We start from the raw sequence: 16,090 nt of genomic DNA, 5'->3' as shown, positions 1-16,090 counted from the left end.
ACCCACGCCGTCCGGCGAAACTGCTTCGGATACGAGGCATCACTCCATGCCCGCCCTCCAGTCGCGAACCGTCATCTGGACCTTGGGAGGCGCGAGGTTGCGAAGGCTTTGGCCCTCAGGGTCACGATCAGGCCGCCTCGCACTCGACGAGGATTCCCAGCGCCTGTCGCAGCGCCCCGAGCTTGTCGGCGGGGAGCGCACGCAAGGGCTTGCGGGGACTTCCAGCCCCGTAGCCGACCAACTCGGCCGCGGCATAAACCGACTGCACGTAGTCGCCCTCCCAAAGGAGGGACATGACCGGCTCGAGCGACGCCCAGATTTCACGCACTTGAGCCCAATTTCTTGAGGCCGCCGCGTCAACCAAAGCCAAAGCAGTCTTGGGCGCGAAATTTGCGCCGCCCCATATCAGGCCGCTGCATCCGGCATAGAGCGCATAGGCCACCAGATGGTCCGCGCCATTCATGACCGGAAGGCCGGTCCGAATGAGCGAAGCCTGCTTGCCGAGATCGCCGCCGCTATCCTTGACCGTGCAGAAGCCGGGAATCGCGCACAATTCCCTCAGCAGCAAGGGCGTGATTGCAACGCCCACCGCCTGGGGCACGTTGTAGCCGATGATCGGCAGTCCGCCCTTTGCGGCTTCCGTATAGAAGTCGATTATGCCCCGGTCATCCGTCGGTCCTTCGAAGAAGGGCGGCAGCACCATGACCCCATGGGCGCCGCAATCCCTGGCGTGGCGTGTCCGCTCTACCACGTCCTCGGCGAGCAGCGCGGAAGTCTGCACGATGATCTTCGCGCGCCCGTTGATGATCCTGGCGCCTTTCTCGACCAGAGCCTTCGACTCTTCCGCCGACAGGTAGACGTGCATGCCCGTCCCGGAGCTCAGAACGAAGCCCCGTGTACCGGCCGCGATATAACGCTCGATGTTTTGCTCAAGCCTGCCGAAATCGATGCGACCCTGCGCGTCGAAGGGTGTGGTGATCGCCAGGTTTAGGCCTGAAAAAGCGAAATCGGACAGGACAATTCTCCATCGATGGAGGGGCCGTTTTCAACCGACGCGCCATTCGGCCACAGGAGAGCCCCTGCGAACTCTCCTGCGAGAATCCTCAGCGCCCGAAACCGGTCGATCGCATCTGATGACGGGCAAAATTGCACACCGGTGGGCCGGAGTCAATGAATTGTATTATTGTAGTACACAATTTTTATACGGATAAAACACAGCTCGGCCAGAAGACTACGAACGGAAGCGTCTTCCGGCAGCGCAATGCGACGGGCGCCGCCCTGTCAACCGCCATGCCGCGCCAGCGCATGCAGGGGAACCGTTCGCGACCGAGCGGCGGTGACGGATCGGATGTGAAGGGGGGCATCAAGGGCGCGGCAGGTTCGCTAGCAGTGATCTTTGCAAGCAAAACGGTTCCCGCGGCCGACAGGCCGGGAGGGCGGATACGACGAGACGATGGTGGATAGGCTTGAAGCGGCCTCAGCTATCGCCGACCAGCGCGTCCGCTTTCATTCCCTGCGGCGCTATGAACATCTCCATGTTCTCGCGCGACAGTTCCCAGTGTTCGAATACCAGGTCGACGACGGCGTCCTCGTCATGGGTGCCGATAGCCAAGATGAAGCCGTCATGATGCTCGACCGCCGTCTGCAGCCGCTTGCGCATGTCGTTGTTGCGCGGGCGGAAGAAGGTATGGCCGATGCGGGCATGGTCGATCAGCAGCCGGCCGAGGCTTGGCTGAAGATAGACATTGGCGGACATCTCGCCGATGATCTCGTGAAACCTGTTGTTCTCGACCACCATGGCAAGCGCGTCGCCCGATTTGCTCGCGGCGCGGAAACGCTCCTGCGTGTCCTTCAGGTCCGTCATCTGCGAGGGCTTGAAATTTTGCACCGCCAGCCTGCCGATGGCGGCGTAAACCATGGGGGCGACCAGAAAAAATTGCCGAAGGGTCGAATGGTTCATCGGAACGACCCTGGCGCCCCGGTTCGCACGAATTTCGATGTAGCCTTCACCCTCCAGCCGGCGGAAGATTTCCCTGACCGGGGTGCGCGAAAGGCCATAGCGCTCGCTCAACGCCACCTCGTCCAGATCCTCGTCCGGATCGAGTTCCATCGTCAGGATGCGACGCTTCAGATCGTCGTAGAGATTGCCCTTGCTTCCCTTCATCGCGCACCTTCGGAATCAACTTTGCCAGTCGATCATACTTGGCACTCGTGAAAGAGTCGCACGCACTTATGGGCGAGTCAACGAATTGTATTTTCTTGGTACACAATATTCAAAACGAGTGGACCGACGGCTCGTCCGTCTGAGTGGTGACAAAGCGCCGCCGAAGCTATGGGCAATGCAACGGGGCGGCAGCGAGCTCTAGCTCGCTCGTTCCTGTGCCGCCACTTCCCGGATCCAATTGCGCAGGCTCTCCGCCGCGGGGGAAAGCTTACGATTGTCATTCCAGGTCAGGTAATAGGCGCCGGGCGCCGGCAGCTCCAGATCCGTCAACCTGACCAGCTTGCCTTCGTCGATCTGTGCCTTGACCAGGCGATGCCAGCCAACGGCGACCCCCTGGTCGGCCTGGGCGGCCTGCAGCGCCACGAAGAATTTGCCGAAGCGGCGACCTCTCGTCGAACCGTGCGGCACGCCGGCGCGTCGCAGAACTTCGTCCCAGCCGGCCCAATCGGGATCGACCCAATCAACATGCAGCAGCGGCAGGTCGGCCAGCGAGTCCGCCGTTGTATCGCGATGTCTGCTGGCAAAGCCCGGCCCGCAAACCGGATAAATGGTCTCGTCGAAAAGCAGCTCGGCATTTTCGTCCGGCCACGATCCAAATCCGTAGCGGATCCGCAATTCGACCTCGGCGCGACGGTAGTCACGAGGATTGTCGGAGATTAGGTGGTCGACTGAAATGTCCGGGTGCCGCGTCCAGAAGTCCGGCATGCGCGGTATTAGCCACATCGATGCGAGGGCATCCGAGCAGGCCAGAGTAACGTTCTTCGAACGATCGCCGCGCTTCACATTCCGGACGATGTCGGCGGCTCGCGAGAAGCCGCTAGCCAGCACGCCGTAAAGGTCCTCGCCCGCGCTTGTCAGCGCCACGCCGGTTCCCAGCCGGGTAAAAAGCGGCACTCCGAGCTCGTCCTCGATCGCCTTGATCTGCCGGCTGACGGCGCCGGGCGTGACGTTCAGTTCCGCGGCCGCCAGCTTGAACGACAGGTGTCGGGCCGACGCCTCGAAAACCGCCAGGGCAGTCAAGGACGGCAGGTCGTAGTAGCGGCGAACCATCTCAAGCTCCCAACATTTCAATGATCATAGGAGAACCCGACGAACCAGCCTTCGCAATCCGCGACGCCCTCCAATCAGCGTCCGACGCCGCCGTAGCCCAGTGCAAGCTTCGGGCGTCGCGCAACTCAACAAGCAGTTGAGACTTTTGCAGGCCTGCGCCGCTGGTCTTCGGTGGCGGTTCGGACAATATGCGCCGAACTCTCCGCGAAAAAAATGGCGCTAGCGATGACGGATGTTGAGAAGAAGACGGTCGTGATAACAGGCGCGGCCGGAGGCATCGGGCAAGTGATCTCAAGGCAGTTCATTGCCAATGGCTATCGCGTGATTGCCGGCGACGCCGACCACGCTGGGCTGGACAGGCTCGAGGCCGAACTCAACGGAGGCGAGCGGAATGTCTGGAGCAGGGCCGGCGATCTTCGCGACAAGGCCTATTGCGAGGATTTGATCGACTATTCCATCCAGGCCACAGGGCGCCTGGACGTGCTTGTCAACAACGCCGGCATCATCACCCGCGGAAACATTCTCGAGACGACCGACGACGACTGGGAGCGGACGTTCGACATCAATCTGAAGTCGATCTTCTACACCTGCCGGCGAGCCATTGGTCATATGAAAGGTCACGGCGGCGGCGCGATCGTGAACATCGCATCCTGCTGGGGACTCTATCCCGGGCCGGGCCATGCGGCCTACTGCACCAGCAAAGCGGCCGTGGCGGCATTCTCAAAGTGTCTTGGCCGTGATCACGCTGGCGATGGGATACGAGTAAACGCGGTGTGCCCGAACGAGGTCAACACACCGATGCTGCGCACCGGCTTCGCCAAGCGCGGTTTCAATCCCGACACCGCCATAGCGGAGCTCAACCGGACGGTGCCGCTCGGCCGGATCGCCGAGCCGGAGGACATAGCCGAGGTGGTCTACTTTCTCAGTTCCGACGCCGCCCGCTACATCGCCGGCACGACGGTCGAAGTGAACGGCGCAAAGCCGGTCTATTGAGGGACACCATGATCGGCAGATTGGCAGGCAGGATTGCAATCATCACCGGCGGTGGGCGCGGCATCGGCGCCGGCATCACCCAACGCTTCGCGGAGGAAGGGGCAAAGGTCGCCATTGTCCAAAGGAACTCGCCACCCGAGACGATGCTCAACGAGGGCATCATTTTCGTGCAGGCCGATCTCTCGAACTCTCGTGACATTGCCACGGCCGTCGCGACCGTCGTCGAACGCCTCGGTGGCCTGGATATCCTGGTCAACAACGCCGGCATCATGTTCGAGAAGACGGTCGACGAGATGACCGAGGCTGACTGGGACCTGATGATGGACATCAACCTGAAGGCCCCGTTTTTGTTGACGAAGGCGGCAATGCCTCATCTTCGGAAGCGGCCGGGTGCCAGCATCGTCAACATCGGGTCGATCGAAGGGCTGGCGTCCAATCCGGGGCATCCGGCCTATTCGGCGTCGAAAGCAGGTATTCATGGCTTTACGGCGGCGGTCGCCGTCGACCATGGGCATGAGGGTATCCGCTGCAACGCCATTGCGCCGGGCTGGATCAATTCCGACCTCAGCGATGCCTACATCGACAGCATGGCCGATAGCGACCGCGTCCGCAGGGAACTGCTTGTCATGCATCCGGTCGGGCGTCTCGGTCAGCCAACCGACGTCGGAAACCTTGCGGTCTGGCTGGCTTCGGAAGAAAGCGCCTTTGTCACCGGTCAGGTCTACGTCATCGACGGTGGCCGCACAAAGAAGCTCCCGCTCCCGGTCTCGTGAAGCTGAAACCCGGCAATCCGTTCCAGGCTTTGCGCGCGGATCACCCCTCGATCATCGACGAGACCAACCAAGCCGAAAGTATGCGTCATAGATGTTGGACGGCGACACCTGTTCGACGTCGGGAAGCCTCAGACGCGGTCTTTCCGCGCTTTAGTCAACAGGCGCATGAGACTTTTGCAGTAGGTGAAATCTCCCGGTTCCGGCAATAGTTCCGCCTGGTCCACAGGGGCCGCACAGTTTCTCTCGGAGGCCGGCATGACTGCGCAATTGCAAGTATCTCGTAGGGGCGGTCGGGAAGCGCGGCGGACCATCCGCACGGCACCGAAGATCGACATGCTGCCGACGCTGAAGCGCGGTCTGCCGGTGGTCGAGCCGATGGATGCCGAGCAGGTCGAGCGCATTCACGAGGCTTCTCTCGCGATCCTCGAAGACGTCGGCGTGGTGTTTCGCGATCCGATCGCGATCGAGGACTGGAAACGAGCCGGGGCCGACGTGCGGGCGGATGACCGGGTCCATCTTGATCGCGGCCTCGTCATGGAGCTCATCAAAACTATTCCTTCCAAGATCGAATATTTCGCGCGCGATCCGGCGAAAAATGTCGAGCTCGGTGGGCCGAAGTCGATCTTCGTGCCGATGACTGGCGCGCCTTATATGCGCGACCTCGATGACGTGAGGCGCGGTCCGACGATCGCGGATCTCGGCACCTTCCACAAGCTGGCACACATGATGCCGGCGCTGCATTCATCGGCGCACCACATTGTCGAGCCGATGGACATTGTCGTAGCGCATCGGCACCTGCACATCACCTATTCGTCGATGAGGCATTCCGATAAGATCTTCATGGGCATGACGACCTCGCCGAAGAACGCCGAGGACGTGCTCGACATGTGCGAAATCCTGTTCGGCGAGGGCTTTCTCGAGACGCATGCGGTCACAACCGGCAACTGCAACGGCAATTCGCCGCTGGTCTGGGATCAGGTGATGCTTGGCGCCATGCGCGCCTTCTGCCGCCGCAACCAGCCGGTGCTGTGCTCCCCCTTCGTACTCGGCGGCGCCAACACGCCGGCCTCAACCGCGGCAGCGGTGGCGCAGCTTAATGCCGAGGCGCTTTCGGCACTGGCCTATACGCAGGTGATACGCAAGGGGTGCCCGGCGATCTACGGGCACTACCTTTCGACCGTGTCGATGCAGTCGGGAGCACCGATGGCCGGGACGCCGGAGATATCGCTGATGAACTTCATGATCGGCCAGATGGCCCGCCGCTACAACGTGCCCTGGCGCACGTCGAACCTGCTCGGCGGTGCCAAGGTCTTCGATGCGCAGGCTGGCTATGAGAGCGCCATGACCATGATGGCTGTGCTGATGTCCGGCGCGAACTACATCTGGCATTCGGCCGGTTGGAACGAAGCCGGCATGCATTGCTCGATCGCGAAGTTCGTCGTCGATGCCGAGGTCTGCTCGATGGGCTACCGCATGACGCAAGGCATCCAATGGGATGATTTCGACGAAGCCCTCTCGGCCGTGCGCGATGTCGGCCCGGGCGGCCACTACCTTGGCCATCCGCACACCCAGGCCAATTTCGAGCGGGCCTTCTTCATCCCGAAACTGTTCGACAACAACTCGATCGAGCAGTGGCGTGCGGACGGCGCCAAGGACATCAAGCAGCGCGCGCTCGATCATGCCCGCAAGCTCCTGGCCGAGTACGAAGAACCGTCGCTCGACATTGCGAAAGACGAGGAACTGCGCGCTTACATCGACCGGCGCTCACGTGAGATCCCTGCGGTCGATGCGCTGAATGAGGACTACTGAGATCGTCATGCGCAACGATCGGATCTGCAAACCGCTGGCCGTGTGTGGCCCCTGATGAACGCGCCAGCCAACATCAACGCCGTGAGATCGCAGGCCGCGTCGGCGTCGAGCGATCCGTTTGAGCTCGCGGTCCTCGTTTTGCCCGGCTTCTCCCATCTGGCGCTGCACGCCTATATCGAGCCGTTCCGCATTGCCAATACCGTCTCGCGCCGACGACTGTTTCGCTGGCAGATCCTGGGGGTCGACAAGCAGTCCGTCGCGGGCGCCAGCGGCCTGTCGGTGCCGGTCGATGCTTCGATGGAGGAATTCTCGAACGGTATCGATGACCGCAAGGCCAATCAGCTTGCGATAGTGGCCGGCGAGCCGGTCGAAAAACAACTGACGCCGCAACTGAACGCCTTCCTCAGAAATGTTGCCCGGCGCGGCATTGCGATATCGGGCGTCGGCACGGCACCCTGGCTGCTGGCGCAGACCGGCCTGTTGGGCAACACACGCTGCACCATCCACTGGTCAAGGCTGGCAGCCTTTTCCGAGATATTCCACAGGCCACGTATCCGTGACTCGCTCTTCGTCAAGGACGGGCAATATTCGACCTGCGCCGGCGAGCTTGCCGCGTTCGACCTCGCGGTCGATCTGATCGGAAGTCATGCCGGCGGCTTCATCGCGCAAGAGGTTTGCCGGCACGCGACCGTCGAAGGCCAGCGCTCGGGCTCGAACCGCCAGACCGGCCCTTCGGGACTAGCCTTCGCCGGCGTGAGCGACAAGCTCGTGATGGCGATGCGGATCATGGAAGAAAATGTCGAGTTTCCGCTGTCCATGGATGAACTGGCGCGGCGAACCGGAGTGTCGCGGCGTCAATTGGAGCGCCTGTTCGCGTCGCATATTGGGTTGCCGCCTGTGCGGCATTATCTGCGCATCCGGGTCGACCATGCCAAGCGCCTGATCGAAGGCACCCGAATGCCGATCATCGATATCGCCATCGCCTGCGGGTTCATGTCCGCCTCGCATTTTGCAAAGTGCTTTCGCGCCTTCAACGGCATTTCGCCTCAGCAATGCCGCGCGACGGTCCCCGCCTGGGTAGGCCCCGGACTTGGATAGTTGATCGGCCAACATCCTTGGTTTTCTGGGGAAGGGCGGTTTCGAATCCGTCCGCGTTTGACCCGGCCATTCTGAAACCAGACTGTCCGCTGCCGGCCCCGGAGGTGCCAGGCCGCTTCTGCCCGCCAGTGCCTGCTCTCCGGTTTCAGTTTTCACCCAAGATTCACCTGTTTAGTATGACACTCCAATCGGGGTACTTCGAAATGGTCCGAATTCTTGGGCTACCTTCTCTCAACGCCTTAGCCGCCTTCGAAGCCGCGGCCCGACAGATGAGCCTGACCAAGGCTGCCGAGGAACTTAACGTAACTCCTGGGGCGGTTTCGAAGCATGTGAGAACGCTTGAGGAAGATCTTGGAGCGCCTCTTTTTCTGCGCCTGCATCGCGCGCTTGAGCTCACTCGAGAGGGTGAGGCGATGGCCGCTGCGGTCCGGGAAGGATTCGAACGGGTCTTGGCAACTTATCGCCAGATCAAGATGTCAGGGGGGCAGCCAAGCGTTACCGTGGGGAGCACGATGGCCATGGCTCAGCTTTGGCTCATACCTCGGATGAGTGAATTCTGGGCTGCTCATCAGGACATCGCCGTTGAGCATTTCATCTCCGACCACCCTCGTGGTCTGGATCGGGCAGACATAGATCTGCGCATCCGCTATGGCGCTGGCGAATGGCCCGATGAGGAAGCTGCCAAGCTTTACGATGACATTATTTTCCCCGTCGCAAGTCCGGAATTCGCAAGGAGACACGCGGTGCAGTCGCTTGAAGATATTACCGCGCTGCAGCTGTTGTCGGTTGAGCGCATAGATTTGATTTGGACAGACTGGCCAGATTTTTTTCGTGAACTCGGCTGCCGCGATCGCCGGCTCAACACGCGGCGCTGCAACAGCTATGTGATTGCGATGCAGTCCGCACGCAGCGGTCAAGGAGTTGCCCTGGCTTGGGCAAACCTTGTTAGGCCATGGATTGAAACGGGTGACTTGGTGCGGCTGACAGATGCGCAAATAAATGCGCCCCATTCCTATTTCGTGACATGGAACTCGCGCAGACCATTGAACCGTCAGACAGCTGCGTTGCGGGATTGGATGGTGACCCTAGAGGATTGAGGTTGAGATTATCTCAACCGAGAGGGCTTGTTTATTCGCTTGAACAACGAGTTGCGAAGCATTCTCTTTGCATTGAAGGGAGTGCAGCATGTGGACTTCGGTTTCATTGCCCTCAAGCGAACACGTTAGCCCTTACGTGCGTCTTCGCCACGCTGGGAAGGCGCAGCCTGACAGCGGAATGAACGCTCCGCTGCACCGTGATCCACCAATCTCGTGTCGCGCATTACCCGTTCGCAGTCGCCGAACGTCGTGGGCAGCGTCCACCCCCGCGATTCCGGGGAGCATCAGACTACTCCGTCCTGCGATCAACTGAGCCAAACAAAACCCAAAAAGGGAGGAGAAATATGAGGTATTTCAAGAGCAATGGAAATCGTGTGCCGGCTGTTGTCGAAGAGATGGCCAGGGAGGCTCGGAAAGGTCGGATGGACCGCCGCGAGTTCCTGGCGCTGGCGAGTGTCTTTGGCGCATCGACAGCTTTCGCCTATGGCATGCTCGGCCTTGCCGTGCCGTCCGAGGCGCTGGCCGACGAGCCGAGAAAGGGTGGGACGCTGCATGTCTCGATGGCGATCAAGGGCCAGAAGGACCCGCGCACCTATGACTGGCCGGAAATGGGAAACATCAGCCGCAACTGGCTGGAACAGCTTGTCCGCTACACGCGCAAGTATACTTTCGAGCCGGTCTTGCTCGAAAGTTGGGACGTTAATGATGACGCGACCGAGTACACGCTGCACGTCAGAAAGGGCGTCACCTGGAACAATGGCGATGCCTTCAACGCCGATGATGTCGTCTACAATCTGACGCGCTGGTGCGATAAAGGCGTCGAAGGCAACTCGATGTCTGGACGTGTCGCTGGGCTTGTCGATACCAAGACCAGCAAGGCGAGGGATGGCGCGATCACCAAGGTCGACGACAACACGGTCAAGCTCAAGCTTAGCCAGCCTGATATTGCGTTGATACCGAACTTCGCTGACTATCCGGCGCTGATCGTGCACCGCAACTTCGACAAGGATGGTGCCGATCCAATCAAGAAGCCGATCGGAACCGGGCCGTTCGAACTGGTTTCCTTCGACGTCGGTTCGAAGGCAGTCGTCAAGCGTCGCGAGAACGGCAAATGGTGGGGTGGCGAGGCGCCGCTCGACGGCGTCGAGTTCATTGACTACGGCGCCGAATTCAACGCCTCGGTGAGCGCGTTCGATTCCGGCGAGATCGACTTAGTCTACCAGACGCCTGCCGACTTCACCGATGTTCTCGATAAGATGGGACTGGTGAAGTCAGAGATCGATACAGCCACGACCTTGGTCGCTCGCACCAATGTCGGCAAGAAACCGTATGATGACAAGCGTGTTCGGAACGCCCTACAAATGGCGGTGGACAACAACGTTGTCCTTCAATTGGGTTATAATGGGCGCGGCACGGTCGGCGAAAACCACCATGTCAGCCCGATCCACCCGGAATATTATGCGCTGCCCAAGCAAAAGCGCGACGCGGCCGGCGCCAAGAAACTGATGGCGGAAACCGGCCAAGCCGATTTCGAGCACGAGCTAATCACGCTTGATGAAGACTGGCAGAAGAATACCGGCGACGCGATAGCCGCACAACTCCGCGAAGCCGGCATCAAGGTTAAGCGTACCGTGTTGCCCGGTTCCACCTTCTGGAACGACTGGACGAAGTACCCCTACTCGATGACGATCTGGCTTATGCGCCCCCTAGGCGTCCAGGTGTTGGCGCTGGCTTATCGAACGGGGGAGGCTTGGAACGAGACGGGTTACTCCAATCCGGATTTCGACGCCAAGCTCAAACAGGCGCTTTCAGTGATCGACGTCGACAAGCGCAAAGAGGTCATGAAGGACCTCGAGCAGATCATTCAAGACTCCGGCGTGATCATCCAGCCTTACTGGCAAAAGCTCTACTGCCATATGAACAAAAAGGTCCAGAACTACGGGATGCATCCAACTTTCGAGATGGACTTGCAGAACGTTTGGCTGGCGGCCTGACATTCTCCCTAGGGCTCGCCAGACTTGGTCGGTGCTCCTTCGGGGGTGCCGACCTTCCTTCAATTGAGTGAGGTACGACATGTCCGACGACGAGATCATCCTTTCCGAGCTTTCCGACGAGGAACTCGTGCAGCAGATGCATGACGACCTCTATGACGGGCTGAAGGAAGAAATCGAGGAAGGCACGCGAATCCTGCTCGAGCGCGGCTGGGCGCCCTACAAGGTGCTGACCGAGGCGCTGGTCGAAGGCATGCGCATCGTCGGCGAGGATTTTCGCGACGGCATCCTGTTCGTGCCGGAAGTTCTGCTCTCGGCCAACGCCATGAAGGCCGGCATGTCGATCCTGCGCCCGCTGCTCGCCGCTACCGGCGCGCCGAAGCAGGGCAAGATGGTCATCGGCACCGTCAAGGGCGACATCCACGACATCGGCAAGAACCTCGTCGGCATGATGATGGAAGGCGCCGGCTTCGACGTTATCGACCTCGGCATCAACAACGCCGTCGAGAAGTATCTCGATGCGATCGAACAGCATCAGCCCGACATCATCGGCATGTCGGCGCTGCTGACCACCACCATGCCCTATATGAAGGTCGTCATCGACACGATGAAGGAAAAGGGCATCCGCGACGACTACGTCGTGCTGGTCGGCGGCGCGCCGCTCAACGAGGAATTCGGCAAGGCCGTCGGCGCCGACACTTATTGCCGCGACGCGGCGGTGGCCGTCGAGACAGCCAAGGACTTCATGAAGCGCAAGCATAACGTGCGCGCTCTCTAGACGGGACACATCTGGAATGGGTCTTGGAAATGAACACGTATCGATTACCACCGATCTCCCAAGTACGATGACGGGTGTACTTCTCGTCGGGCACGGCGGTTTTGAAAAACTCGAATACCGCGACGATCTTCCGGTCCCGAAGCCCAACGCCGGCGAAGTGTTGATCCTTGTGGCAGCCGCGGGCGTGAATAACACCGACATCAACACCCGTATCGGTTGGTATTCGAAGGGCGTCACGACGGGCACGGAAGGAGGCGCTGCAAAGGGATTTGAGGCTGCGCACGATGACGATGCAAGCTGGTCGGGTGTGCCATTGGCCTTTCCGCGTATCCAAGGTGCCGACTGCTGCGGTCGCATTGTAGCTATCGGAGATGGAGTCGATATCGGAAGGGTTGGCGAACGCGTAATCGTTCGCAATATGCTGCGCTCATATGTCGATTACCGAGCCTTCGAGTGCTGGACCTTCGGCTCCGAGTGCGACGGCGCGTTCGCCCAATTTGCCAAGGCACCGTCGCGCGAGACCTACAAGGTCGAGTGCGCATGGAACGACATCGAACTTGCATCCGTGCCCTGCGCCTATTCCACCGCTGAAGGCATGATGCATCGCGCCGGAGTTCGGGCGGGAGAGCATGTCGTAATCACCGGCGCGTCAGGCGGGGTTGGTTCCGCTGCAATCCAACTCGCAAAGCGGCGCGGAGCTTTCGTGACAGCCATCGCCGGTCGTGACAAGGCTCCCCAGATGGTGGCACTAGGCGCCGATCAAGTCGTGCCACGGGGAGAAAGCCTGCTAAGAAGGCTCGGAAAGGAGTCGGTCGATATTGCCATCGATGTCGCGGCCGGCCCATCCTTCCCTGAATTACTGGATGTTCTGAAAAAGGGCGGGCGATACGCGGTCGCTGGTGCCATCGCTGGCCCCATAGTCGAGCTCGATGTCCGGACACTCTATCTCAAGGATCTCACCTTTTTGGGCTGTACGTTCCAGGACGACATCGTCTTCGAAAACCTGGTTTCATACATCGAACGCGGCGAGATCCGGCCCGTCATCGGCAAGACGTATCCGTTGAGCCGGATTGTTGAGGCTCAGAAGGATTTCCTCTCCAAGAGCATCGCTGGAAAACTCGTGCTCACCATCCCCCAGCCTCGAGATTGAAGATGACGGATTTGAAGATCAAACGGATCGATGTCTTTCAGGTCGATTTGCCTTACTCCGGCGGCGTGTATCTATTGTCCGGCGGAAGGGAATACCGAAGTTTCGACGCGACGATCGTTCGTGTAACCACCGACAATGGGCTTGAGGGTTGGGGTGAAAGCACGCCGTTCGGATCAACCTGGATCGCTTCGCATGCCCTAGGCGTGCGATCCGGTCTCGCCGAAATATCACCCCGTCTGATCGGCCTCGATCCCAGGCGAGTCGACCGTATCAATGATGCCATGGACGGAGCGCTGGTCGGCCATTTGCACGCCAAGACCGCGATCGACGTCGCGTGTTGGGACGTATTTGGCAAATCCGTAGGGCTACCCGTGTGCGATCTCTTGGGCGGCCACACCAATGTGAAGATGCCCGTGATTTCCTCGATCTACATGGGCGATCCGGAAGACATGCGCCGGCGCGTCGCGGAACACCGTGCACAGGGCTACATTGCCCACTCGGTCAAGATCGGCGACGATCCGGCGCTCGACGCTGCGCGTATCACAGCTTCGCTCGCAGACAAGAAGCCCGGCGAATTCTTCATCGTCGACGCGAATGGCGGAATGACTGTGGAGACTGCGCTTCGCATGCTCAGGCTACTGCCTGCCGGGCTCGATTTCGTACTTGAGGCCCCATGTGCGACATGGCGGGAATGCGTTTCGCTCCGGCGCCGTAGCGATGTTCCGATCATCTTCGACGAACTCGCGACCGATGACGCATCGCTCATTGGGCTCGTCGCTGACGATGCGGCAGAAGGAATAGGACTCAAGATTTCAAAGAACGGCGGTCTCACCAGAGGCCGCCGTCACCGCGATATTTGCCTGGCGGCGGGTTATACCGTCAGTGTCCAGGAGACCACGGGCTCCGACATTGCGTTTGCCGCCATCGTACATCTCGGCCAGACGGTTCCCGAGAAGAACCTCAGATGCTTGCTCGAGTGCAGGGACATGGTGACACTTAAGACGGCCGACGGCGCTTTCGACGTTCAGGATGGCCGAGTTACCGCTCCGACCACACCCGGCCTCGGAGTGATCCCACGGCTCGATACGCTAGGTGAACCTGTCGCGAGTTACTCATAGCAACAGGACGGGCTGGGTGTCAGTCATTTGAGGCGGGTCGCGTCAAACTCCGTCAATATGCCTTTCGCCCAAGGCATCGCGGAAGAAACCTTCCACGTCGCCCCGATAGCTTGGCCATCGGGATCCGAGAGATCGGGAGTGTATATAACGCTAGCCCAGCTGCAGGGAGGTGAGGCATGGCAACTGGCCCATCGCAGGCGGTGCGTCCGCTTTCCGCATTGTATGCCCTGTTTGCGGACCGTCGGCAGTCGGCCCAAACCAGCCGTGCTCATACCCTTGCCCCGAGTGACTTCCTAAGGCCGTGCAGCGTAAGGCTCTTCGGCAATCCGGCGAGGGCGCCCCAGTGTGCCATGGCACCGGTCAGGGATTTCGCCGAGAAAGGCTGGCCATATCCGGTCACCAGAACGGTTTCGCCGCGCGGCAGTCACGTGGCTTGTCCCATAGTCACGGATTTCTGAAGCGCAGCGGCAAGGCCGTCTCGCACGGCAGATTCAAACCCGGCTGCACGCATGGCTTGGATTGCTGCCGCAGTGGTGCCGCGGTAGTCGAGTAAGGTCTGGACGATATCTTTGGGATTTTCTGCGCGAGTCTCGAGGAGTTTACCGGTTCCAACAAGCACGGCGCTGACGCTCCGCCGGGCAATGTCTGGGTTCATTCCTCGGCTGACCGCATCGTCGATCATCGCCGCCGCCAAAAGCGCCGGAAAGGCTGGGCCGGAGCCGGTGAGGCCCGTCAGATAATCGATATCTGCTTCGGTTTTGACCTCATCGGCCGCGCCACAGGCCTCCAGAATCCGGCGAACGACATTGCGGTCATCCGCGGTGACGCCCTGAGAGCCTATCCATGGAGTATAGGAATTCCGCACCTCTGCAGCTGCATTCGGAAGCGTGCGCACGACGCGTTCAGTCTTGAGACGTCGAGCCAGTTGGCCGAGAGGCACCCCGGCCATGACCGACATGGCGAGCTTGCCATACGCCGAGATATCGATGGCAGGCCAGTCCTGGGGGCGGACCGATACGATGATGACATCGGATCTATCCGCCAGTTCCTGATTGTCCCTAGTCCATGCGGCGTTTGGCAGAAAGCGGGGTTGCCCGCTTCTGTAAGAAAGCGTGAGGTGCTCAGCGGCGACTATTTGTGCATCGATGATGGCCTCGGCGACGGCGCGTCCAAGCCAGCCACCTCCGCCAATTATTCCGATGCTCTGGGGTTCGCCCATGTCGAACTCTTCCTTAGCCCGCCGTATAGCCATGTCTGGCGAAGAACCGGTCCAGCTCGCGCTTCTGCGGTGCCTTACCTGTAAAAATCTCCACGTAGCCGGGGATGCGCTTCATGCGGCCGGCGAGATCTTCCTTGGTCTGCATTGAGATGTAGCCGATCTGCACGAGGTAGATGGTGCGCGCTCGAACGTCGGCTGAGCTTTCCTCGCAACCGAAGCGAACGAACATTTGGCTCATTGCGTCGAGCCGCGCCTGGTCGGCTGTCTGTACCTCCGCCAGAATCTCAGGAGATTGAAGGGCCCAGCTTCTGACTGCGAATTCGAACTGGGAATCGAACAGGGCCTTGTCGAGCCAGCAGTCGAAAACGTTGAGCATCGCTTCGGCGACGGTTTCGGCATATGCCTCGGCCTGCTTGACGAGGTTACCAGTGTTCTTGTCCCGCCAGCGGGTCACGAGGGCAGCCAGCAGCTCTTCTCGATCCTTGAAGAACCAATAGAAGCTGGTGCGCGACAAGCCCAGCTTCTTCGCCAATGGCGAAATTCGTACCGAGTCGACACCGGATTCGAGAAGCAAGTCGTAGGCGGCTTCAAGCCATCCCTCCGGCGATCCGCGCCATCCGCTGTCGTTCGAAATCTGCTCCATCAGCGCTCTACCTAACAAAATGTCGAGGTGAAAACCAGCGAAATGTACGTCGATGTCAATTTTGTCGACATGGTGGAACCCAAACTTGACATATATGTACATTTTGGAATAGCGTCCGCCCATGCCGCCCCAGCTCGGAGTCCGCCA

Annotated in this window: 14 protein-coding genes and 1 pseudogene; 9 read left to right on the top strand and 6 right to left on the bottom strand. The window is 60.1% G+C overall.

Annotated features, from left to right (window positions below; all coding sequences use genetic code 11):
- Positions 1 to 127: 127 nt before the first annotated feature.
- The 3 genes from ACWGTO_RS19605 to ACWGTO_RS19595 form a co-directional block, all read right to left on the bottom strand.
- Positions 128 to 1,015 carry a dihydrodipicolinate synthase family protein gene (locus ACWGTO_RS19605; protein ID WP_454576499.1) on the bottom strand — a complete coding sequence of 296 codons (888 nt, stop codon included), beginning with the start codon at positions 1,013 to 1,015 and terminating at the stop codon, positions 128 to 130.
- 462 nt (positions 1,016 to 1,477) lie between these two features.
- Positions 1,478 to 2,164, bottom strand: a complete 687-nt coding sequence (locus tag ACWGTO_RS19600; RefSeq protein ID WP_454576448.1) for a GntR family transcriptional regulator — start codon at positions 2,162 to 2,164, stop codon at positions 1,478 to 1,480.
- Positions 2,165 to 2,362: 198 nt separating this feature from the next.
- Positions 2,363 to 3,274 (bottom strand): LysR substrate-binding domain-containing protein, encoded by a 912-nt coding sequence (locus ACWGTO_RS19595; RefSeq protein WP_454576447.1) that lies wholly within the window; start codon positions 3,272 to 3,274, stop codon positions 2,363 to 2,365.
- 225 nt (positions 3,275 to 3,499) lie between these two features.
- On the opposite strand from ACWGTO_RS19595, the gene ACWGTO_RS19590 reads away from it, so the two are divergent.
- The 9 genes from ACWGTO_RS19590 to ACWGTO_RS19550 all read left to right on the top strand — a co-directional run bounded on the left by ACWGTO_RS19590 (position 3,500) and on the right by ACWGTO_RS19550 (position 14,081).
- Positions 3,500 to 4,267: an SDR family NAD(P)-dependent oxidoreductase gene (locus ACWGTO_RS19590; protein ID WP_454576446.1), complete on the top strand. Its 768-nt coding sequence runs from the start codon at positions 3,500 to 3,502 to the stop codon at positions 4,265 to 4,267.
- Between the two features lie 8 nt (positions 4,268 to 4,275).
- Positions 4,276 to 5,040 carry an SDR family NAD(P)-dependent oxidoreductase gene (locus ACWGTO_RS19585; RefSeq protein WP_454576445.1) on the top strand — a complete coding sequence of 255 codons (765 nt, stop codon included), beginning with the start codon at positions 4,276 to 4,278 and terminating at the stop codon, positions 5,038 to 5,040.
- Positions 5,041 to 5,295: 255 nt separating this feature from the next.
- Entirely contained in the window at positions 5,296 to 6,849 is a 1,554-nt protein-coding gene (locus tag ACWGTO_RS19580; protein WP_454576444.1) for a trimethylamine methyltransferase family protein, read from the top strand.
- A 54-nt stretch (positions 6,850 to 6,903) separates the two neighbouring features.
- Positions 6,904 to 7,947, top strand: a complete 1,044-nt coding sequence (locus ACWGTO_RS19575; protein WP_454576443.1) for a GlxA family transcriptional regulator — start codon at positions 6,904 to 6,906, stop codon at positions 7,945 to 7,947.
- Positions 7,902 to 9,044: a LysR substrate-binding domain-containing protein gene (locus tag ACWGTO_RS19570; protein ID WP_454576442.1), complete on the top strand. Its 1,143-nt coding sequence runs from the start codon at positions 7,902 to 7,904 to the stop codon at positions 9,042 to 9,044. Before ACWGTO_RS19575 ends, ACWGTO_RS19570 begins: the two co-directional genes overlap by 46 nt.
- A gap of 344 nt (positions 9,045 to 9,388) precedes the next feature.
- Positions 9,389 to 11,038 (top strand): ABC transporter substrate-binding protein, encoded by a 1,650-nt coding sequence (locus tag ACWGTO_RS19565; RefSeq protein WP_454576441.1) that lies wholly within the window; start codon positions 9,389 to 9,391, stop codon positions 11,036 to 11,038.
- A 79-nt stretch (positions 11,039 to 11,117) separates the two neighbouring features.
- Complete coding sequence (locus tag ACWGTO_RS19560) at positions 11,118 to 11,813, top strand: corrinoid protein (RefSeq protein WP_454576440.1); 696 nt, start codon at positions 11,118 to 11,120, stop codon at positions 11,811 to 11,813.
- 16 nt (positions 11,814 to 11,829) lie between these two features.
- Positions 11,830 to 12,963 carry an alcohol dehydrogenase family protein gene (locus tag ACWGTO_RS19555; protein ID WP_454576439.1) on the top strand — a complete coding sequence of 378 codons (1,134 nt, stop codon included), beginning with the start codon at positions 11,830 to 11,832 and terminating at the stop codon, positions 12,961 to 12,963.
- Between the two features lie 2 nt (positions 12,964 to 12,965).
- Positions 12,966 to 14,081: a mandelate racemase/muconate lactonizing enzyme family protein gene (locus ACWGTO_RS19550; protein ID WP_454576438.1), complete on the top strand. Its 1,116-nt coding sequence runs from the start codon at positions 12,966 to 12,968 to the stop codon at positions 14,079 to 14,081.
- A 280-nt stretch (positions 14,082 to 14,361) separates the two neighbouring features.
- Here the strand turns inward: ACWGTO_RS19550 and ACWGTO_RS19545 are convergent.
- From ACWGTO_RS19545 to ACWGTO_RS19535, 3 genes and pseudogenes are all read right to left on the bottom strand, one after another.
- Positions 14,362 to 14,499 (bottom strand): annotated as a pseudogene (locus tag ACWGTO_RS19545) (tyrosine-type recombinase/integrase); the annotation flags it as partial.
- Positions 14,500 to 14,505: 6 nt separating this feature from the next.
- Positions 14,506 to 15,300: a pyrroline-5-carboxylate reductase family protein gene (locus tag ACWGTO_RS19540; RefSeq protein ID WP_454576437.1), complete on the bottom strand. Its 795-nt coding sequence runs from the start codon at positions 15,298 to 15,300 to the stop codon at positions 14,506 to 14,508.
- A 13-nt stretch (positions 15,301 to 15,313) separates the two neighbouring features.
- Positions 15,314 to 15,943, bottom strand: coding sequence for a TetR/AcrR family transcriptional regulator (locus ACWGTO_RS19535; protein WP_454576498.1), 630 nt, complete (start codon positions 15,941 to 15,943; stop codon positions 15,314 to 15,316).
- Positions 15,944 to 16,090 lie beyond the last annotated feature (147 nt).

The organism is Mesorhizobium sp. PL10, assembly GCF_053714315.1.
This window is presented reverse-complemented; position numbering and strand designations above follow the sequence as displayed.

Coding starts and splice junctions, on each gene's coding strand:
- ACWGTO_RS19540 (WP_454576437.1), bottom strand. CDS start 15,300: ATGGGCGAACCCCAGAGCATCGGAATAATTGGCGGAGGTGGCTGGCTT.
- ACWGTO_RS19565 (WP_454576441.1), top strand. CDS start 9,389: ATGAGGTATTTCAAGAGCAATGGAAATCGTGTGCCGGCTGTTGTCGAA.
- ACWGTO_RS19585 (WP_454576445.1), top strand. CDS start 4,276: ATGATCGGCAGATTGGCAGGCAGGATTGCAATCATCACCGGCGGTGGG.
- ACWGTO_RS19580 (WP_454576444.1), top strand. CDS start 5,296: ATGACTGCGCAATTGCAAGTATCTCGTAGGGGCGGTCGGGAAGCGCGG.
- ACWGTO_RS19595 (WP_454576447.1), bottom strand. CDS start 3,274: ATGGTTCGCCGCTACTACGACCTGCCGTCCTTGACTGCCCTGGCGGTT.
- ACWGTO_RS19555 (WP_454576439.1), top strand. CDS start 11,830: ATGGGTCTTGGAAATGAACACGTATCGATTACCACCGATCTCCCAAGT.
- ACWGTO_RS19535 (WP_454576498.1), bottom strand. CDS start 15,943: ATGGAGCAGATTTCGAACGACAGCGGATGGCGCGGATCGCCGGAGGGA.
- ACWGTO_RS19590 (WP_454576446.1), top strand. CDS start 3,500: ATGACGGATGTTGAGAAGAAGACGGTCGTGATAACAGGCGCGGCCGGA.
- ACWGTO_RS19550 (WP_454576438.1), top strand. CDS start 12,966: ATGACGGATTTGAAGATCAAACGGATCGATGTCTTTCAGGTCGATTTG.
- ACWGTO_RS19560 (WP_454576440.1), top strand. CDS start 11,118: ATGTCCGACGACGAGATCATCCTTTCCGAGCTTTCCGACGAGGAACTC.
- ACWGTO_RS19570 (WP_454576442.1), top strand. CDS start 7,902: ATGCCGCGCGACGGTCCCCGCCTGGGTAGGCCCCGGACTTGGATAGTT.
- ACWGTO_RS19600 (WP_454576448.1), bottom strand. CDS start 2,164: ATGAAGGGAAGCAAGGGCAATCTCTACGACGATCTGAAGCGTCGCATC.
- ACWGTO_RS19575 (WP_454576443.1), top strand. CDS start 6,904: ATGAACGCGCCAGCCAACATCAACGCCGTGAGATCGCAGGCCGCGTCG.